15 protein-coding genes, 1 other RNA gene and 1 pseudogene are annotated in these 17,381 nt (G+C 54.5%); 5 read left to right on the plus strand and 12 right to left on the minus strand.

Features of this window, described 5'->3' with window-relative positions:
* Nucleotides 1-26: 26 nt before the first annotated feature.
* The 6 genes from ACMZ66_RS16585 to ACMZ66_RS16610 are packed head-to-tail and all read right to left on the minus strand — an operon-like array spanning nucleotide 27 to nucleotide 6,572.
* Nucleotides 27-1,436, minus strand: coding sequence for a UDP-N-acetylmuramoyl-tripeptide--D-alanyl-D-alanine ligase (locus ACMZ66_RS16585; protein WP_416938792.1), 1,410 nt, complete (start codon nucleotides 1,434-1,436; stop codon nucleotides 27-29).
* A 59-nt stretch (nucleotides 1,437-1,495) separates the two neighbouring features.
* The gene (locus ACMZ66_RS16590) at nucleotides 1,496-2,956 is read right to left on the minus strand and encodes a UDP-N-acetylmuramoyl-L-alanyl-D-glutamate--2,6-diaminopimelate ligase (protein WP_416938794.1); all 1,461 of its coding nucleotides are present in this window, start codon (nucleotides 2,954-2,956) and stop codon (nucleotides 1,496-1,498) included.
* On the minus strand, nucleotides 2,943-4,661 hold the full coding sequence (locus tag ACMZ66_RS16595; RefSeq protein ID WP_416938796.1) for a peptidoglycan D,D-transpeptidase FtsI family protein: 1,719 nt from the start codon (nucleotides 4,659-4,661) through the stop codon (nucleotides 2,943-2,945). The genes ACMZ66_RS16590 and ACMZ66_RS16595 overlap by 14 nt, the downstream gene beginning before the upstream one ends.
* Complete coding sequence (gene ftsL / locus ACMZ66_RS16600) at nucleotides 4,658-5,089, minus strand: cell division protein FtsL (protein ID WP_416938798.1); 432 nt, start codon at nucleotides 5,087-5,089, stop codon at nucleotides 4,658-4,660. The genes ACMZ66_RS16595 and ftsL overlap by 4 nt, the downstream gene beginning before the upstream one ends.
* The gene (gene rsmH / locus ACMZ66_RS16605; protein WP_416938800.1) at nucleotides 5,086-6,072 is read right to left on the minus strand and encodes a 16S rRNA (cytosine(1402)-N(4))-methyltransferase RsmH; all 987 of its coding nucleotides are present in this window, start codon (nucleotides 6,070-6,072) and stop codon (nucleotides 5,086-5,088) included. Before rsmH ends, ftsL begins: the two co-directional genes overlap by 4 nt.
* Complete coding sequence (locus ACMZ66_RS16610) at nucleotides 6,069-6,572, minus strand: division/cell wall cluster transcriptional repressor MraZ (RefSeq protein WP_416938802.1); 504 nt, start codon at nucleotides 6,570-6,572, stop codon at nucleotides 6,069-6,071. The genes rsmH and ACMZ66_RS16610 overlap by 4 nt, the downstream gene beginning before the upstream one ends.
* A 530-nt stretch (nucleotides 6,573-7,102) precedes the next feature.
* On the opposite strand from ACMZ66_RS16610, the gene ACMZ66_RS16615 reads away from it, so the two are divergent.
* Both ACMZ66_RS16615 and corA read left to right on the plus strand, forming a co-directional pair.
* The gene (locus ACMZ66_RS16615) at nucleotides 7,103-7,864 is read left to right on the plus strand and encodes a hypothetical protein (RefSeq protein ID WP_416938804.1); all 762 of its coding nucleotides are present in this window, start codon (nucleotides 7,103-7,105) and stop codon (nucleotides 7,862-7,864) included.
* A gap of 132 nt (nucleotides 7,865-7,996) precedes the next feature.
* Entirely contained in the window at nucleotides 7,997-9,088 is a 1,092-nt protein-coding gene (gene corA / locus ACMZ66_RS16620) for a magnesium/cobalt transporter CorA (protein WP_416938806.1), read from the plus strand.
* Between the two features lie 2 nt (nucleotides 9,089-9,090).
* On the opposite strand, the gene ACMZ66_RS16625 is transcribed toward corA, so the two are convergent.
* Nucleotides 9,091-9,984 carry a GGDEF domain-containing protein gene (locus ACMZ66_RS16625; protein WP_416938808.1) on the minus strand — a complete coding sequence of 298 codons (894 nt, stop codon included), beginning with the start codon at nucleotides 9,982-9,984 and terminating at the stop codon, nucleotides 9,091-9,093.
* Between the two features lie 294 nt (nucleotides 9,985-10,278).
* Here ACMZ66_RS16625 and ACMZ66_RS16630 point away from each other — a divergent pair, with 294 nt between their 5' ends.
* Both ACMZ66_RS16630 and ACMZ66_RS16635 read left to right on the plus strand, forming a co-directional pair.
* Nucleotides 10,279-10,830 (plus strand): cysteine hydrolase family protein, encoded by a 552-nt coding sequence (locus ACMZ66_RS16630; RefSeq protein ID WP_416938810.1) that lies wholly within the window; start codon nucleotides 10,279-10,281, stop codon nucleotides 10,828-10,830.
* 69 nt (nucleotides 10,831-10,899) lie between these two features.
* Nucleotides 10,900-11,520: a pyridoxamine 5'-phosphate oxidase family protein gene (locus ACMZ66_RS16635; RefSeq protein ID WP_416938812.1), complete on the plus strand. Its 621-nt coding sequence runs from the start codon at nucleotides 10,900-10,902 to the stop codon at nucleotides 11,518-11,520.
* Between the two features lie 78 nt (nucleotides 11,521-11,598).
* Here ACMZ66_RS16635 and rnpB read toward each other — a convergent pair.
* From rnpB to ACMZ66_RS16660, 5 genes are all read right to left on the minus strand, one after another.
* Nucleotides 11,599-11,995, minus strand: an RNA gene (gene rnpB, locus ACMZ66_RS16640) — RNase P RNA component class A.
* A gap of 75 nt (nucleotides 11,996-12,070) precedes the next feature.
* Entirely contained in the window at nucleotides 12,071-12,802 is a 732-nt protein-coding gene (locus tag ACMZ66_RS16645) for an N-acetylmuramoyl-L-alanine amidase (protein ID WP_416938814.1), read from the minus strand.
* A 5-nt stretch (nucleotides 12,803-12,807) separates the two neighbouring features.
* Entirely contained in the window at nucleotides 12,808-13,764 is a 957-nt protein-coding gene (locus tag ACMZ66_RS16650) for a DMT family transporter (protein WP_416938816.1), read from the minus strand.
* Nucleotides 13,765-13,904: 140 nt separating this feature from the next.
* The gene (locus ACMZ66_RS16655) at nucleotides 13,905-15,728 is read right to left on the minus strand and encodes an ATP-binding cassette domain-containing protein (RefSeq protein ID WP_416938818.1); all 1,824 of its coding nucleotides are present in this window, start codon (nucleotides 15,726-15,728) and stop codon (nucleotides 13,905-13,907) included.
* A 121-nt stretch (nucleotides 15,729-15,849) separates the two neighbouring features.
* Nucleotides 15,850-16,593 carry a TerB family tellurite resistance protein gene (locus ACMZ66_RS16660; RefSeq protein ID WP_416938820.1) on the minus strand — a complete coding sequence of 248 codons (744 nt, stop codon included), beginning with the start codon at nucleotides 16,591-16,593 and terminating at the stop codon, nucleotides 15,850-15,852.
* 262 nt (nucleotides 16,594-16,855) lie between these two features.
* On the opposite strand from ACMZ66_RS16660, the pseudogene ACMZ66_RS16665 reads away from it, so the two are divergent.
* Nucleotides 16,856-17,381 (plus strand): annotated as a pseudogene (locus ACMZ66_RS16665) (methyl-accepting chemotaxis protein); the annotation flags it as partial.

A 17,381-nucleotide genomic window follows, 5' to 3' on the forward strand; every position in this document is an offset into this window, starting at 1 on the left:
GCGACTTTCGCTGTTGCGGTTGTGGGCTATTCCACCACGCCACAGGATTTTAGGGCCGATACAATTTTCGAAACGTAAATGCCAAGCGATCCTTTGATCAAAACCACGTCGCCATCGCGCAAATCGGCCTTGATTGGCTCAATTGCGTCTTCGGCGGTGACAAAGTGACCGGCATTTTTCTCAGCAGGCAGGGTTTTATCAAGCTCGGCCATTAACGGCCCAACCGAAAAGACCCGATCAATTTCAAGTGCGGTAAGCGGCTGATGCAAGTCGGCGTGCAGGCGAACCGCATCGTCGCCCAATTCGCGCATATCGCCCAGAACGGCGATCTTGCGGCCACCTTCGCCCGGTTTGCTTGATGATAGGACCTTGATCCCGGCCATCATCGATGTCGGGTTGGCGTTATAGGCATCATCAATCAGCGTAAAGGTGCCATCACCAGATGGCAGCTTGACGATATGGGTTTCACCACGACCAGCAGGCGGGGTGACATCGGCCAGATCCTGTGCGGCGCGAACGCTGTCCGCACCAATGGCATCAACACAGCCCAGAACAGCCAGTGAATTCATCACCCAATGTTCGCCCGGGCAGCCAATGAAATATTCCAGATCGCGACCACCAACACGTGCACGCACAGCACTGCCATCGGTAACGATATTGGCTTCAAACAGACGGTAATTGGCGGTGGCATCGGTGCCAAAGCATTTCATGTTGGCAATACCAAGTTCCTTGGCCCGGCGTGCCAGCGCGAAGTAATGCATGTTGTCGCGGTTCAGGATCACCGTACCATCGTTATCAAGGCCATCAAAAATCTCGGCCTTGGCCATGGCAATTTCGGCTTCGTCCTTGAAGAATTCGGTATGTGCGCCAACGACCGTGGTGATCACGGCAACCGATGGTTTGACCATCTTGACAAGTGGACTGATTTCGCCCGGATGGTTCATGCCGATTTCAAAAACGCCGTATTCAGCATCCGAAGGCAAGGTCGCAAGCGTGATCGGAACGCCCCAATGGTTGTTGAAGCTTGCCGGGCTTGCATGCGTTTTCCCCTGCTGGGACAGCACGTATTTCAGGGCTTCTTTAGTGCCGGTCTTGCCGACACTGCCGGTGATGGCAACGATTTTGGCGTTGCTCCGTGCGCGGCCCGCAAGGCCAAGGCGCACAAGTGCTTCCATCGTATCATCAACCAGAAGGACTTTGGCTGTGTCGGTAATGCCGCTGGCATCTGACACCATGACCGCAGCAGCACCTGCATCAAGGGCGGCTTGGGCAAATTTGTGACCGTCGAAGTTCGGACCTTTAAGTGCGATGAAAAGATCGCCTTCGCTGACTTTGCGGCTGTCAATCGAGATGCCGGTAACTGTCCAATCGCCAGAAGTTGTGCCATTGGTTGCAGTTTCGGCGTCCTTTGCCGTCCATAAAACAGCCTTGGTCATAACGTCACTTTCTTTTCGGTCAGGCCGTCACGGCCGGAATGCCGTAACGGGATTTTAGGTCAGTTGCCGCCAGCAAGGATGCTGCGTGCAACAGATGCATCATCAAACGGAAGAACCGTATCGCCGGCAATTTGGCCTCTTTCATGGCCTTTTCCGGCGATAATAAGGACATCGTTGCGTTGCAGGATGCCAATGCCGCGTTTGATCGCCTCCGCACGGTCGCCGATCTCGACCGCACCATCGCATTTCGCCTTGATGGCGGCACGAATGGTGGCCGGATCTTCGCTACGCGGGTTGTCATCGGTGATGATGGCAATATCGGCGAATTCCTGTGCTACAGCGCCCATAAGCGGGCGTTTGCCAACGTCTCTGTCTCCGCCGGCACCAAATACACAAACGATGCGGCCTTTGCAATGCGGACGGACGGCCTTGATCACGGTTTCAAGCGCATCCGGGGTATGGGCGTAATCTACAAAGACCGGCGCGCCGAAGCTTGTTTTACCAACCATCTCAAGACGGCCACGAACACCTTCAAGCTTTTCAAGCGCCATGACCGCGTCATCAAACTCGGCACCCGATGCGACAACGATCGAAAGGGCTGCCAGCGCATTCATGACCTGGAAGCTTCCCATCAGCGGAAGATGAACGCTGTATTCGCCCTTATTAGCGGCAAGCGTGATCTTGGTGCCGGTGCTGTCCGGGGTGGCATCGATCAGCTTGATGTCATCGGCATTCTGGCCATAGGACAGAACATTGACACCACGTTTCGCGCACAGCTTTTTAAGCAGCGCAAACTGTTCAACATCGGCATTCAGAACTGCCGTGCCATCAGATGCCAGAAGGTCGGAGAACAGGCGTGCCTTGGCAGCAAAGTATTTTTCAAACGTGCCATGATAATCAAGATGATCGCGTGACAGGTTGGTAAAGGCTGCAACCGTGACCTTCACACCATCAAGGCGGAACTGATCGAGCCCGTGCGAGCTTGCTTCCATCGCGACATGGGTAACACCGATGCCACACATTTCATCAAGGCTCTGATGAAGGGCAACCGGGTCCGGGGTGGTCAGCGATCCGGGGATCTTCGCACCCGCTGCACGAATGCCAAGGGTTCCGATTGATCCCGACATATTGCCAAGGATCGTCCAAAGCTGTTCGGTAAAGATCGCAGTCGATGTCTTGCCGTTCGTACCGGTGATCGCAGCAATGTTAGCTGGTTGCTTGCCATAGAAACGGGCAGCAAGCTGGGCATAACGTTTGCGCGGGTTTTCAACCGGGATCAGCGGAACAGTGGCCGCGGCTGGTCTGGGGGTGCCGTCCTTTGCAAGTATGGCCGCTGCACCAAGCTTGATCGCATCGGCGATATACTTGGAACCGTCGTCTCGGGCACCGGACAGGGCGGCAAACATATAGCCATCCTTCACGGTGCGTGAATCTGCTGTCAGGCCCGTAATGTTCGGGTCCTGTCCTTCGGCATGCTTCAATGCCGCTTGATCACCTGCCATGAGCTCAGAAAGACGCAAGTTTGCGTTCCCCCTTGCGAAGTTCGATCTGCAGCGCTTGCTCGATCTCCGGCGCCTTCGCATTCGCCGGTTCAATGCCCAAAAGGGGAGCAATACGTGTCACAACCTTGCCAACCGCAGGGGCGGACACCCAACCTGCTGTGGCAAATCCATACGTTTCTTTGGTGCCCTTGGGCTCGTCTAGCGTCACCAGAACCACATATTTCGGGTCCTGCATCGGGAAGGCGGCGACAAAGGTCGACATGCGGGCGTTCTTTACGTAGCGCCCGTTTACAAGTTTCTCCGAGGTGCCGGTCTTCCCGCCAAGGAAGTAACCCGCCACTTCGGCTTTTTTGCCCGAACCTTCGGTAACAACGAGGCGCATCAAACGGCGCAACGTTTCCGAAGTTTTCTGGGAAAACACGCGTTCACCCGCCGGTGCGCCATCCTGTTTAAGGATGGTTGCCGGACGGCGAATACCGCCATTGGCGATGGTGGAAATGCCACTGACAACCTGAAGCGGGGTAACAGCCAGACCATGACCAAATGAAATCGTCATGGTGTTGATGTCTCGCCACGGGCTGGGCACCAGCGGCCCGCCAACTTCAGGAAGCTCGATCTCTGGTTTATCGAGCATGCCAAGCTTTTTCAGGTAGCTGCGCTGTGCTTCGCCGCCAAAGGCCAATGCCATGCGCGCCGATCCGATGTTGGAGCTGTGCACAAGGATTTCCGGTACCGTCAGCCAGCGGTTTTCAGCGTGATAATCACGGATGGCAAAGCGCGCCACGCGAAGCGGCTCGGTCGCGTCATAAACGGAATTAAGCGTCGAAGTCCCGGTTTCAAGCGCGATTGCGGTGTTAAACAGCTTGAACACCGATCCCATTTCGTAAACGCCAAGGGTGGACCGGTTAAAGCGCGCGTCAGCTGGTGCCTGACCCGGACGGTGCGGGTCAAAGTTTGGCAGGGACGTCATACCGATCACTTCGCCGGTATAGATATCCATCACCAGACCCGCAGCACCAACCGCGCTATAGGTTTCCATCGCCTGTTCGATTTCTTCCTCAAGCGCATACTGCACACGCGTATCAAGCGACAGCTGAAGCGGACCGTTATTGATGCGCAGTTCATTGTCGAACTCGCGCTCGGCGCCTGCGATACCGTTATTGTCGATATCGGTAAAGCCCAGCACATGGGAGAACAAGCGACCATGCGGATAAACGCGGCGCTCTTCACGCTGGAAGTTCAACCCCGGAATGCCCAGCGAGTTGACTTCATATTGTTGTTCAGGCGTCAGGTTACGGCGCAGCCAGACGAACGCCTTGCGTGAGCTCAGATGCCGGATCAGCGTATCGCGATCCAGATCGGGCAGGGCGGTGAGCAACATGTCGGCGGACTTAACCGGATCTTTGACCACCCGTGCATCGGCATAAAGCGAGTTGGTCGGAAGGTCGGTCGCAAGCAACATTCCGTTGCGATCAACAATATCTGCGCGTTCGGTTTTCAGCTCACGCGTATCGGTCCCCGACGCGACTGCCGGTTCGTTGCCCTGACGCAGAACCGATGCATCGACCAGACCATAGGTGATCCAGCTAAAGCCGATGATGAACATCGCACCCGTGATGAAGATACGGTTGCGCGCGGTTTCAAGGGCCAGGCGTTCGCGCTGATCCGGGCCCAGTTCCGGGCGATCGCCGCGCAGCCAGTAAGAAAAACGGGTGAAACTCATTGGGCGCCCCCCGTGCTTGCGGCAACGGACGGAGCATCAATGATCATGGTGTCAGCGGCTTCGTCATACATCAAATCACCCGGACGGGCGCGCGGGACCGGCATGAAGGCAACGGCCTCGCCAAATTTGTCGATGCGATACTGATGCAGATCGGCATCTTCTGGCAGATCATCGATGCTTGCCATCTGCAGGACCTTGATCTGATCAAGGCTGAGATATTCCTGTGACAGGCGTTCGATGCGCGCCGGATTGTTCAGATAGCTCCATTCGGCTTCAAGAACATGGATGCTTTCCTGCTCGGCCAGAATGTCGGACTGAATTTCCGCATAGCGCTTTTCAAGGCGTTCAACCTCGTGGCTGACCCAATAGGTGCCACCACCAATCAAAATGGTCAGGAACAGGCCAAGGATTGTTACCGCACGGGTCATTTGCGACCTCCCTGCGATGATGCTGGCTGTTCATTGCGGGCAACGGCGCGAAGCTTGGCCGAGCGCGCGCGCGGATTGGCGCGGATTTCGTCCTTTTGACCGGTAACCGCTTTGCGCGTGATGGTCGTGAAGGTCGGGATTGCGACTTCCGGTTCGCCCGGCAGGCGGCGCGACATTTTCTTTGGATCGCCAGAACGCGCCTTCATGAATGTTTTGACCTGACGGTCTTCGAGCGAATGGAAGGTCACAACAACCAAACGACCACCTGGTTTCAGAAGGGTCTCAGCCGCATCCATGGCGCGCTCAAGCTCGCCCAGTTCGTCATTCACATAAATGCGCAATGCCTGAAATGTGCGGGTTGCCGGATCAATGCCGTCCTTGGATTTGCGGACAACAGATCGGACGGCACGCGCCAGCTGGGATGTGGTGGTAAAGGGCTCTTCGGCGCGCATTTCAATGATCTTGCGCGCGACCTTGCGCGATGCGCGTTCCTCGCCATAGCGATAGATGACATTGGCAATGTCTTCTTCTTCGGCGGTATTGACGAAGTCAGCAGCCGTCGGGCCAGACATCGACATGCGCATATCAAGCGGGCCATCTTCGCGGAACGAAAAGCCGCGATCTGCCTGATCCAGCTGCATGGATGAAACGCCGATATCAAGAACAATACCGTCGACTTGTTCCGGGCCAGCAGCCGGGATCAAGCGACCCATATCGCCAAAGCAACCCTCAACCATATGGAAGCGACCGCCATATTCGGTCTCAAGCTTCTGGCCAGTTACAACAGCGGTCGGGTCACGGTCGATGCCGTAAAGTTCGCAATTGGCGGAATCAAGAATGGCGCGGGAGTAACCGCCTGCGCCAAAGGTGCCGTCAACCATGATCTCGCCATCGGCGGGTGCAAGAGCTTCTAGCACCTCGCGAAGCAAGACCGGCTTATGCGGACGGTCTTCTGTGGCAAAGCTTAGATCCTTGTCGCTCATGATGCGTCCTCCTCGTTTGTGGTGCCGGGACGAGCACCCTTGGGGAGGTCGGCAATCGGTTTGAGCTTCAATGTCGCACCACGGTTAAGCGTGCGGGTCCGGCTGGCATCTTGCAGGGGCTTGAAGATGTCCGGGTTCCACAGGCGGAAGGTGCGACCACGGCCGACAAAGGCGACCTGATCTTCGATACGGGCAAACTCGATCAATTCAGCGGGAAGAATGATCCGGCCTTCGCCGTCGTAAGGAAGCATATGCGAGGAGCCAAGGATGGTATCTGCCAGGTCATCAGCTTCGTCAGAGAACATATCAAGTTCGTCAAGCGATGCGGCAATGCGTTCCATGTGGCTGTGGCTACAGCCTTCAAGCGCGCTTTCCTTGTGGGATTGATACAGGTAGATGCCGGCGAATTCTTCAACCTCAAGGGCCGCACGGAACCGCTTGGGGACGGATACGCGTCCCTTCCGGTCCAGCTTGTGAATGTGCGTCCCTGTGAACAGCACTTCGCCATTCCCCTGATCAAAAATAATCCGATCTCAAAACAAGGCCCGGAACGGGCGGTCATGTGACCTGTCGATGTTTGAAATGGATATGCCCCGCATGGCACAGAAAATATGCCTGCTTATGGGGTACCATGGGAAATGATGGGGGTCAATGGGATTTGATGGGGTCAAATGTGACGATTTGGTGCTTTTCCGCGGATTCCGCGGTATATGCGAAACCTCTGAAATCCGCCAAAAACACGTTGAATCACGGTCTTATCCATCGGCTGCCCATGAAATCCCAGGAACGTTCCACGGGTTCCCATGGGAAGACCATAAGAACGCGTTTTATGGGTTCTGATGGTCAGGTGTTTGAAGTGCGGGCAAACTCCTGCAAAATGTAGCTACAATTTCGTGTGACCCTGATCAGGCATCCTTAAAACAGAAACCAGAGATCAAAACGCTGGTTGCTGATGGGGTAAACCGATGCCAGATTGTCGGGCACAAATTGCTGTCGCGGGGCAGCGTCAGCGAAACGAAGGAAGCGATTGTTGCGGATAAAAGCTGCCATTCTATTAATGGGTTGCGCATTGTTTGGCGAAACCGTGCTTTCGGGTTTGTCCCCAGATGGTTCTGGTCATGCACAGGCACAGGGTCTTAGCCTTGATCAGGCGGGGGGCACATCAAACTCGCCCGAAGTCAGCTCGCCCCAGATGCGCGAACTTCTTCCCTTGATCATGCAGCAGTTACAAAACAATCCCGAACTGATGTCGCAATTTGGTTTGGGTGGATTGTCCGGGCTAAGTGGTCTTGATGGGGCTGCTGGTGCCACTGGCTTGCCCGATGGCGCAACCGGTAACGTGCCGGGATTGAATGAAGCCATTGCCAAGGCGCTGGCGCAGAAAAACGGTGGTGCTGGTGTTGTTGGATTGGGAACACCCGAGCAGGTCAAACTTTACCGTGAACAATATCACCCGATCGACATCGACCAAGACGGACGCATCAGCGCAGACGAAGCCGCATCCTATGCAAGCTGGATGTTCCGCAGGCGCGATATCACCGGCGATAATGTTCTGGTCGCACGCGAATTTGCCGCCGTCGAACAATTACCCGGATCGGCTGATGCCAATCGCCAACGGCTTCGAACCGAAAGTCGCCGACTGGAACTTCTGTTTCCGTCCTTTGACGTAGATGGTGATAAAGTGATCAGCAAGGACGAGTTTTTGGACCAGGTTCGCGCAACATTTGATGACAAACGTGGAACCGATCCTGATATTGATCCGTTCTCGTTTCAAACGGTCTTGCCGTTCTGATTTTGCGCGTCATCGAACAATCATTGTTCGGCGCGGCATCTTTCGGGTTGGATGGCGCTCCGATCCCCATATGACAACAAAGCGATAATCTGGCATCCGCTATCGGCAAGCCAGCAGGAATGGAGAAGGCTTATGGATACCAACGAATTCTTTGCCCCGGTGCGTTCAAACACCGTTGATGGCAATGGTGCGACCGATAACGTCGCCAATAACGTTGGTGCCCAAAGCAATGACGCCGCCGCCGCCAAACCAGCCGTTTCCAAGGTTTCTGCCAATTCCCTGTCGCCCGTACCGAAGTCCGACGACAGTTCGGATGTGGTGAAGCCCGATCGCCTGCCAGTTTGGGTTGATTTGTTGTCACCGACCTCAGATGAGATTCACGAGATCGAAGAGCGATTTGGCATCGAAGTCCCGACCCGTGAAGAGATGCAAGAAATTGAGCTGTCATCGCGCCTTTATGACGAAGACGGCGCGCTGTTCATGACAGTGTCGGTTCTGACCCGGGCAACCACAGATGCGCCGCAGACAACCGCAGTAACCTTCATTCTGGTCAAAAAGACCCTGATCACGCTGCGCTATGCCGATCCGGTGCCGTTTAAAACCTTTATTCGTCGCGTGAAGCGCAGCCCCTCGTTGGCAAACAGTGCCGAAGCCGTTTTGTTTGGGTTACTTGAACAGATCGTCGACCGCCTTGCCGATCTGATGGAACAGACCACCACCGACCTTGAAGCTCTATCCAATCAGGTTTTCGCCAATCCCGAAGATCGCGGATCAGATCAGGATCACCGTGAAACCCTGCGTCAGATTGGCCGAACCGGCAACCTGTCGGGCAAGGCAAAAGACAGTCTTTTGAACCTGCATCGTGTTGGGTTGTTCCTTTCAACCCAGGCGCGGTTGAAAAAGGATGCCAAGGCAAGGCTTAAGGTGATTTCACGCGATATCGTGTCTATTACCGAACACGCCAATTTCATCGCCAACAAGGTCACCTTCCTTCTGGACGCGACGCTTGGCATGATCAGTCTTGAGCAGAACAATATCATCAAGATTTTCTCGGTTGCAGCCGCGGCCTTCCTGCCGCCAACCCTGATCGCCAGCATCTATGGCATGAATTTCGAATTCATGCCCGAACTGGTATGGGAGTTCGGCTATCCGGTGGCCATCGGCCTAATGGTCCTGTCTGCCGTTCTGCCGTTGCTGTATTTCAAGCGCAAAGGCTGGCTGTAAAATCAGCCATGATCAATGATGGGTTCCGGGCCGCCAAACAGGTGAACCTGATTTCGCCCGTTTGACTTCGCCTGATAAAGTGCCTTGTCAGATGCGCTAAACACCTCGTCAGTTCTGCTTTCACTGCTGTTTTCCGGGGTGTTGGCGATGGCAAGGCCGATTGAAACCGTCACATTGGTTTCGGCGACCCGCACATCGGTATCAATCATGGACCGAATGGCGCGTGCCTTGTTCATGGCGACTGTTTGCGTCGCACCGCTCAGGAAAATTACAAATTCATCGCCGCCAAATCGACCAACAGGATCGGCAGATCGCACGCATTCAACGATGGCGTTTGCGACATCCTTTAAAACATTGTCGCCAACCTGATGGCCGTATTCGTCGTTAATTTCCTTGAAATGATCGATATCGACCGAAAGCACCGCACCACTGCGTTCCCTGGGCTGTAAATTATCGAGCATGGCGTTGAAGCCACGCCGGTTAAGGACACCCGTAAGCGGGTCCTTTGATGCTTCTTCGGCAGCAGCTCGCAACCGTCGTTCGGCGCGTTCGGTCAAACGACGAACAGATAGCAATAGCTGGCCCGCCTCATCTTTAAACTCGGTCGGAAGTTCGGGGACGCCTTTGCCGGCTTCATATGCGGCTGCGGCCTTGCTTGCGACCTTGATTGGCATCAGCAGGGCACGCAAACCTGCCAATGTGCCAATCGCGCCTGCCAGCGTCGCAAACAGCAAAACAAGCAGCATCGGCGTTGCCTGTTCGAGGGATTCAATCGTCAAAAGCGAAAATACAATCGCCGCGACCAACGGCACATGCGTTCCGACAAAGGCAAGGATAAACACCTTTGCGGTGAATGAATTGGGACAGAGTTGGTCAAGAGTTTGATAAAGCCACATCTATGCATCCCCGGATTCAGAGTGAAACCAAATCATCATGGCCGTAGCCTCTGGGCGGTATGGCCTGTTGCAAGGCCATCAGAGAATGCGCACCGAACCATGTTCATGTGGGGGGCTGTTGTGCGTTCTACAATATTCGCGAGTATGAATGTGGCCGCTTAAACAGTGGGTTGCGAAAAGTTCTCAGCGCAATGGCATGAAATGTGGGTTCTTTGTCCTTTCCCGCACAGAATTTGCCGCTAATGTGAGCCCGGAAATGTAACGGCTGAGCGAAGCCAAGACTGGGAAACTGATATGTCCAATACCGTAGCTTTGATCTTGATCGACTGGCAGCAGGGCTTTGATGACCTTGCTTACTGGGGCAATCGCAATAACCCCGATGCAGAAGCCAATGGTGCCAAGTTGCTTAATCACTGGCGCAAGATCGGTCAGCCGGTTTTCCATGTGAAGCATGACTCTACCGAACCGCAATCACGTCTGAACCCAAGTCATCCGGGCAACGCGATCAAGGATGCACTGGCACCCATCGGTGATGAACCGCTTTATGGCAAGAATGTCAATTCGGCCTTTATCGGAACAACACTTGAAGCTGATCTGCGCGCGGCCGGGATCAATAAACTGGTGCTTTGCGGGATCACGACGGACCATTGCGTGAATACCAGTACCCGTATGGCAGGCAATCTTGGGTTTGAGGCGACGATTGCCGCTGACGCTTGTGCGACCTTTGATCGCAAGCTTCCCGATGGGCGCGTGTTTGAAGCAGCACTTGTTCATGACGTGGCCCTTGCCAGCCTGAATGGCGAGTTCGCGGCTGTAAAAGCCGTTGATGAAATCATCGCTTGCTGATCAGCAATTGACTTGCGTTCTCAAGTGACGCAATTTCGCCGCCTGATTCCCGCATAAGGTGTGCCTGCAATGACCAAAATCGATACCCAGGAAAAACTTCGCGCGATCTACGGACAGCCGATGGAAATTGCTGTTGCCAAGTGCCTTCCGGCCCTTGATCCGCACTGCAAGCATTTCATCGAACTGGCACCGTTTGCGGTGATTTCGTCGGCAGACTCTAATGGCGATGCCGATGTCAGTCCGCGTGGCGATGGCCCGGGTTTTGTGAAGGTTATCGATGACAACACGATTGTCATGCCCGATCGTCCGGGCAACAACCGCATCGATACGCTGGCCAATATTGTCGATAACCCGAAAGTCGGCATGCTGTTCTTTGTGCCGGGCGTGAATGAAACGCTGCGGGTCAATGGTAAGGCCGAAATAAGCACTGATCCCGAACTGCTTGGTCTGTTTGCAGACACGCCAAAGGCACCGATCACCGCGATCAAGGTCGTGGTCGAAGAAGCCTTCCTGCATTGTGCAAAATCGCTGATGCGCTCCAAACTGTGGGACCCGGCATCGCAGATTGACCGCAAGACACTTCCAACTCTTGGCAAAATGATCAAGGAACAGACATCAACCGACATTCCGGTTGGCACACAGGAAGAAGCAGACAAGTATTTCGCGCAATCGATTGCCGAGCGCGGCTAATCAGGCTTTTAAACCCGATCAGATTAATTCTGGCGATGACGGGAAACTGTCATCGCCATTTTCTTATCCAAAGAAAGAAATACCAGATGGCCTGTAAGCCGGGTTCTGTCCATGCGGCGAACCGCACTGGATGGCTATTCATCTGGGACGTCCGTCGCCGAACGCCTCCTGCAACCAACCCGAATGGTGGTGCGAAAACCCACCTGCCGACAATGCCGAAGCACCCGGCCGACCATTCCTATTAGGTTTTGCTCCCGGTGGGGTTTACCATGCGTCCCGCATTGCTGAAGGACCGGTGCGCTCTTACCGCACCCTTTCACCCTTACCGACAGGCTTGCGCTGTGTCGGTGGTTTGCTTTCTGTGGCACTTTCCCTAGGGTCGCCCCCGCCAGACGTTATCTGGCACCGTGTCTCCGTGGAGCCCGGACTTTCCTCCCCGCTTGCGAACAAGAAGGGCAGCCATCCGGCCATCTGGTGGTGCGGATGTAGGTTACATCATGCGATGCGTCAAGAAAAAGCGGTGTGGGTGCGTATCAGGGGGAGGTCGAGATCAGCAATCCATCTGATCGACAAGCGCCTTGGCAATTGCCATGCATTCTGCATCGACAAGGCCCGAGATATCCGACGCCCGCCAATGGCGCTGAAAGGCAATCACGCGTTTGATCGGATCAATATCCGGGTCTTCGCCAAAACCGATCTGATCAAGAAGGTGATCAAACTGCTTTATGTCGGCTTCCGACGTTGTCGGTGATACCGGTTTCTCTGGCCAAAGACCAATGCCGTTGGCCGCCAACTGATCCCATGGGAACAGCTCGCCCGGATCTTCCTTCCGGTCGGGTGCCATATCGGAATGGGCAATGACCCGGCTGGCGGGGATTGCATGGCGAGCGACAATGTCACCAGCCAAGGAAATGACAGATGTAATCTGGGCATCTGGAAACGGGCGATAGCCAAATTCATGACCGGGATTAACGATCTCGATCCCGATGGAATGGGAATTGACGTCACCGCAATCCTGCCATTTACCGCGCCCGGCATGCCAAGCGCGCTTGTCTTCTTCAACCATCTGGAAAATACGCCCGTCTTCCTCGACCATGTAATGGCAGGAGACAGAGCTTTCCGGATCGCACAGCCGATCAAGGGCAGCCTTGCCCGATTTCATGCCGGTATAATGCAGGACCAGAATATCAATCGGGCAGCCATCCGGGCGGGGGCCAAAATTGGGCGATGGGTGTTTGATGATGTGATCTTGCCAATTGGCTGTCATCTTCCCATCGCTCATAAAGATCAATCCATCCCCTGGGTTTTACGCTGTACCGGTTTGCGCAGCATGATCACGCCAACACCAGCCAGAACAATCACACTGCCAACGATTTTAAGGGCCGAGAACGTTTCGTCAAATACGACAAACGATCCAAGCACGCTGATCACCGGTGCCAAAAGCGACCAAGGCACGACGGAATTCACATCCTGCGTTTTAAGCAAATGATACCAAAAACCATAAGCAACGATTGATGACATCACGACCGTAAAGCTGAGGTTCGCCCAGGCAACCCAGCTTGCGGCAAGGACTGCGTCAAACGCATGCGGCTCAAAGAACAGCGACAGCGCCAAAAGCTGCGGGGCTGCCATCAGCGCCATCCAGCCATTAAGCTGGAAGGTATCGATATCGCCCAGTTTCTTGATCATGACATTGGCAACCGCCCACATGAAGGCTGCCAGAACCACCAGAAGGAGTGGTAATTGCAGATCCGTCATGGTCGGGTCCCAGAACATGATCGTGACGCCGATAAAGGCCAATGCCATGCCCGAAAGCCGTTTCCAACCCAACCGATCATTAAAGAAGTAAGTCGCCAGCATTGATGAGAATGGCACACCAAGCAGGATGATAATCGCCACCGGTCCGGCATCAATCATCGACAGCGCAAAGAACAGAACGCCGAAATGAAGACTGCCAAACGTGACGGAAATGATCGCAAGCTTGCCCATGCGTCCGCGCGGCATGCGCGTAAACGGCACCAAAAGCACGGCAACCGCGCCAAAGCGAATGGCTGTCAGCATAAAGGGCGGGATTTCACCGACCGCACCCTTAACGGTCAACATATTGATGCCCCAGATAATGGCAACGGACAGGGCCATAAGCATGGCTTTGATCGGCATGATGCAAGCTTTCAGCAAAAGGGGCGACATCATGTCGATGTCAGATTGGTGGCGGTCGCAATTCGGCACGCAAGATTTACTCATCCCTTGATCCGCTGTTTTGCGGCAAAGGACAAATGAGTTGTTCTCAACCCGGAGCTAAAGTGTGGCGCAAGTACAGGGCCGGGTAAAGGCCAAGGCGTGCTGGTTATGGGCGCGGACGGAAAGGCGATGGTCGGCCAGACTTACGCCTGACCGAGTTCCTCACGCATCATTTCCAGTTCAAGCCAGCGTTCTTCTGATGCTTCAAGCTCGGAACGCGCAGCATCCAGACGGTCGACCTTTTTCTGGAAGTTGGTCGGGTCCTTGGTAAACAGGCTGCTATCTGCCAATGCTTCTTCAAGCGTCGCGATCTCGCCTTCAAGCTTGGCCATCGCACCTGGCAGATTGTCGTATTCGCGCTGATCCTTATAGCTCAGCTTCCCGGCCGGTTTGGCTTTTGGCGCACTTGCCTGTGCGGTCTTCTTGACCTGTTTGGCAGCAGCCTTTTCTTCCTTGGCGGCCTCAGAGCGCGAAAGTTTGCGTTGGGCGATATAGTCGGAATAGCCACCGGCATATTCAATCGCCGTTCCGTCACCTTCCATCACAATGGATGATGTGACCACGCGATCAAGGAAGTCACGATCGTGGCTGACCAGAAGCAGCGTGCCTTCATACTCGCTCAGCATTTCCTGAAGCAGATCAAGCGTATCCATATCCAGATCGTTGGTCGGCTCATCCATGATCAGAAGGTTGGTCGGCTTTGCCAGCTGCTTGGCCAAAAGCAAACGGTTGCGTTCGCCACCCGAAAGCGCGCCAACCGGGCTTCTTGCCTGTTTCTCGTCAAACAGGAAATCGCGCAGGTAACTGACCACATGGCGCGGATTGCCGCGCACCATGACCTGATCGCCGCCAACATCGCACAGCGTATCCCAAAGCGTTTTGGTGTCATCAAGGGCGACGCGCTTCTGATCGAAATAGCTGGGATTAAGATTGGTGCCGATCTTGATCTTGCCGCTATCGGGTTCAATCTGACCGGTCAGCATTTTCAGAAGTGTGGTTTTACCCGCACCGTTCGGACCAATGATGCCAACCTTGTCGCCGCGCAAGATACGGGTCGAGAAATCCGAAATGATCTGACGGTCGCCGAATGATTTGGCGATTTCGGTTGCCTCAATCACAACCTTGCCTGACGTTTCACCGGCATCTGCCGCAAGTGATACATTGCCGATACGATCAACCTGCTGGGATCTCTGTTCGCGCATGTCATAAAGACGGCGCAGACGGCCCTGGTTACGTTTGCGACGCGCCGAAATGCCCTGAACCGACCAGACGGTTTCTTGGGCAATCAGTTTATCAAGCTTCGCGCGTTCTTCGGCTTCCTTGCGATAAATCTCTTCAGACCATTCTTCGAACTTCGCAAAGTTGATGGCACCCTGATGCATCACCCCGCGATCAAGCCACAACACACCGTTCGAGACGGCATTGAGGAATGCACGGTCGTGCGAAATCACGACAACAGCACCACGGAAGTTTTTGATCTCGCCTTCAAGCCATTCAATGGTTGGCAAATCAAGGTGGTTGGTCGGCTCGTCAAGCAGCAAGACCTGCGGGTCTGCAATCAGGGCGCGGGCAATCGCGGCACGGCGACCCTCACCACCTGAAAGCTGCTTGGGATCTGATTGCGGATCCAGATCGACCGATGCCAGCAACATGTCGGAACGATAGGCATATTCCTGTTCATGGTCATCAAGTGCTGCAAGAACGAAATCCTCGACCGTGTCATAGCCGTCAAATTTCGGTTCCTGATTAAGATAAGCCACCTTGCAGCCCGGCTGCACAAAGCGTTCGCCGCCATCTGGCTCGATCTCGCCGGCAATGATTTTAAGCAGGGTCGATTTCCCGCCGCCATTGCGCCCGACAAGGCACAGGCGATCACGTTCACCAATGGCAAATGACACATCGGAAAACAGATCGTTCCCGCCAAAGGTCAGGTGGATGTCATTAATATTGATCAGCGGTGGCGCCATGGGAAAACCGATAAGCTTGAGAATGAAATTTGGGTCACAATGACCGGTCCCCTGCAAACAGCAAATCGCGCGCTGTTGCAAGGGAAATCATGTTTAACAGATTGGATCGTGCCAAGTGGCCTTAGCGAATACCGCGTTCTTTGCGGATCTGATCCCAGGCGGCATTGATGCGGGCCATCTTATCGTTGGCCTGCTCGATAAATTCGGGCGGCATGCCCTTGGCCATCAGGGTGTCCGGATGGTTTTCACGCGATAGTTTGCGATGGGCGGCCTTAAGCTCGTCATCGCTGGCATCGCGGCCAACACCAAGCTGCTCATACGGGTCCGGGCCGTTCGATGACGTAAACGCATGATGCACACGGTCAAAATCAACATCGGCAAAGCCAAAGATATGCGCGACCTTTTTCAGATAGTCCTGTTCGGCGGGGTGTAGTTCCCCATCGGCCATAGCGATTTGATAAAGTGCCTCAAGAATACCTTCCAGAAGGGCACGTTCGCCACGGAACATGGTTGCAATCTGATGGGCGTAGATTTCAAACCCGTCTGATGACTTGCGCGCCATATCAAAGATGCGGCCGACATTCTTTTCTTCGCCCGGCGGAATATGAAACACGCGTTTGAACGCGTTGATCTCATCACGGCTGACATGCCCGTCAACCTTGGCCATTTTGGCGGCCAGCACAATCACACCGGTGGCAAAGGCCATCTGGCGCGGATCATAACCACCGATCTTTGGTCCGTTCAGCGCCGTGCCATTCTTGATCTTGTCAACGACGTGGCCAGCTGCCGTTCCAAGAATTGCGCCCAATGGCCCGCCCAAGGCAAAACCTGCTGCTCCGCCAATAATTTTGCCCCAGATGCTCATGGGTGATGTTCGTCCTGTTTCGCTGTGTTTCGTGATGCCAAGGGCATTGGCTTGTGACCATATCACCTTTGGCAAACCACCAACATAGTTCGCAGACGCAGGAAAGAAACGGCAAAAGCGCGTGTTTTATGGCGTTGAGGGTCTGGATCATCAATTGGTCTATATTTAAACCTTTATTGATCTACCTTGGGTATAGCTGATCTATTGTGCTGAATGTCAAAAACAAAAAACAAGCACAAGACGATAACAATCGGGGTGGAACATGTCCTTTTTGTCGCGGATGAAACTGGTTTACCAGATTTCACTACTTAGCATCGTCGCGTTGGCGATTTTTGCCATCGTTGGAGCAACCCAATTCATTGCTGATCAACAGCGCCAATCGGCACAAGAAACGGCCAGGGCCGCAAATGCGGATCAACTGATCGTTGACGAAGTGTCGCTTGAATTTCTCAATGCCCGGCGTCACGAGAAGGATTTCATCCTTCGCCGGAACGAGGAATATGTCGCATCCCATGCGACGGCCGCCAATATGGTCCGTGCCGGGCTCGAAGAACTTGCTGGTCGTGAAGAACTGGCGAGCCTTTTGGGGCAGGTTGATGAAGCACGAACCTCGATTGAAAGCTATGTCAGCGAATTCGCAACCGTGGTCGATCTGCAACGAAAAGTCGGGCTAGATCAAAATAGCGGCTTGCTGGGCGAAATGCGCAGTGCCGCGTCCGAGGTTGAGGCCGCACTTGGGGAAGTCGCCAAGCTTGAAGCCATGCTGGGCCTGACCGCAACCAAGGATT

Origin of the sequence: Thalassospira sp., from assembly GCF_048059015.1 — a bacterium.
Taxonomy (GTDB): Bacteria; Pseudomonadota; Alphaproteobacteria; order Rhodospirillales; family Thalassospiraceae; genus Thalassospira.

Excerpts from the sequence above, each read along its gene's own strand:
- ACMZ66_RS16630 (WP_416938810.1), top strand. The coding sequence starts at position 10,279 with ATGTCCAATACCGTAGCTTTGATCTTGATCGACTGGCAGCAGGGCTTT.
- ACMZ66_RS16625 (WP_416938808.1), bottom strand. The coding sequence starts at position 9,984 with ATGTGGCTTTATCAAACTCTTGACCAACTCTGTCCCAATTCATTCACC.
- ACMZ66_RS16655 (WP_416938818.1), bottom strand. The coding sequence starts at position 15,728 with ATGGCGCCACCGCTGATCAATATTAATGACATCCACCTGACCTTTGGC.
- ACMZ66_RS16645 (WP_416938814.1), bottom strand. The coding sequence starts at position 12,802 with ATGAGCGATGGGAAGATGACAGCCAATTGGCAAGATCACATCATCAAA.
- rsmH (WP_416938800.1), bottom strand. The coding sequence starts at position 6,072 with ATGAGCGACAAGGATCTAAGCTTTGCCACAGAAGACCGTCCGCATAAG.
- ACMZ66_RS16635 (WP_416938812.1), top strand. The coding sequence starts at position 10,900 with ATGACCAAAATCGATACCCAGGAAAAACTTCGCGCGATCTACGGACAG.
- ftsL (WP_416938798.1), bottom strand. The coding sequence starts at position 5,089 with ATGACCCGTGCGGTAACAATCCTTGGCCTGTTCCTGACCATTTTGATT.
- ACMZ66_RS16650 (WP_416938816.1), bottom strand. The coding sequence starts at position 13,764 with ATGAGTAAATCTTGCGTGCCGAATTGCGACCGCCACCAATCTGACATC.
- ACMZ66_RS16585 (WP_416938792.1), bottom strand. The coding sequence starts at position 1,436 with ATGACCAAGGCTGTTTTATGGACGGCAAAGGACGCCGAAACTGCAACC.
- ACMZ66_RS16660 (WP_416938820.1), bottom strand. The coding sequence starts at position 16,593 with ATGAGCATCTGGGGCAAAATTATTGGCGGAGCAGCAGGTTTTGCCTTG.
- corA (WP_416938806.1), top strand. The coding sequence starts at position 7,997 with ATGGATACCAACGAATTCTTTGCCCCGGTGCGTTCAAACACCGTTGAT.
- ACMZ66_RS16595 (WP_416938796.1), bottom strand. The coding sequence starts at position 4,661 with ATGAGTTTCACCCGTTTTTCTTACTGGCTGCGCGGCGATCGCCCGGAA.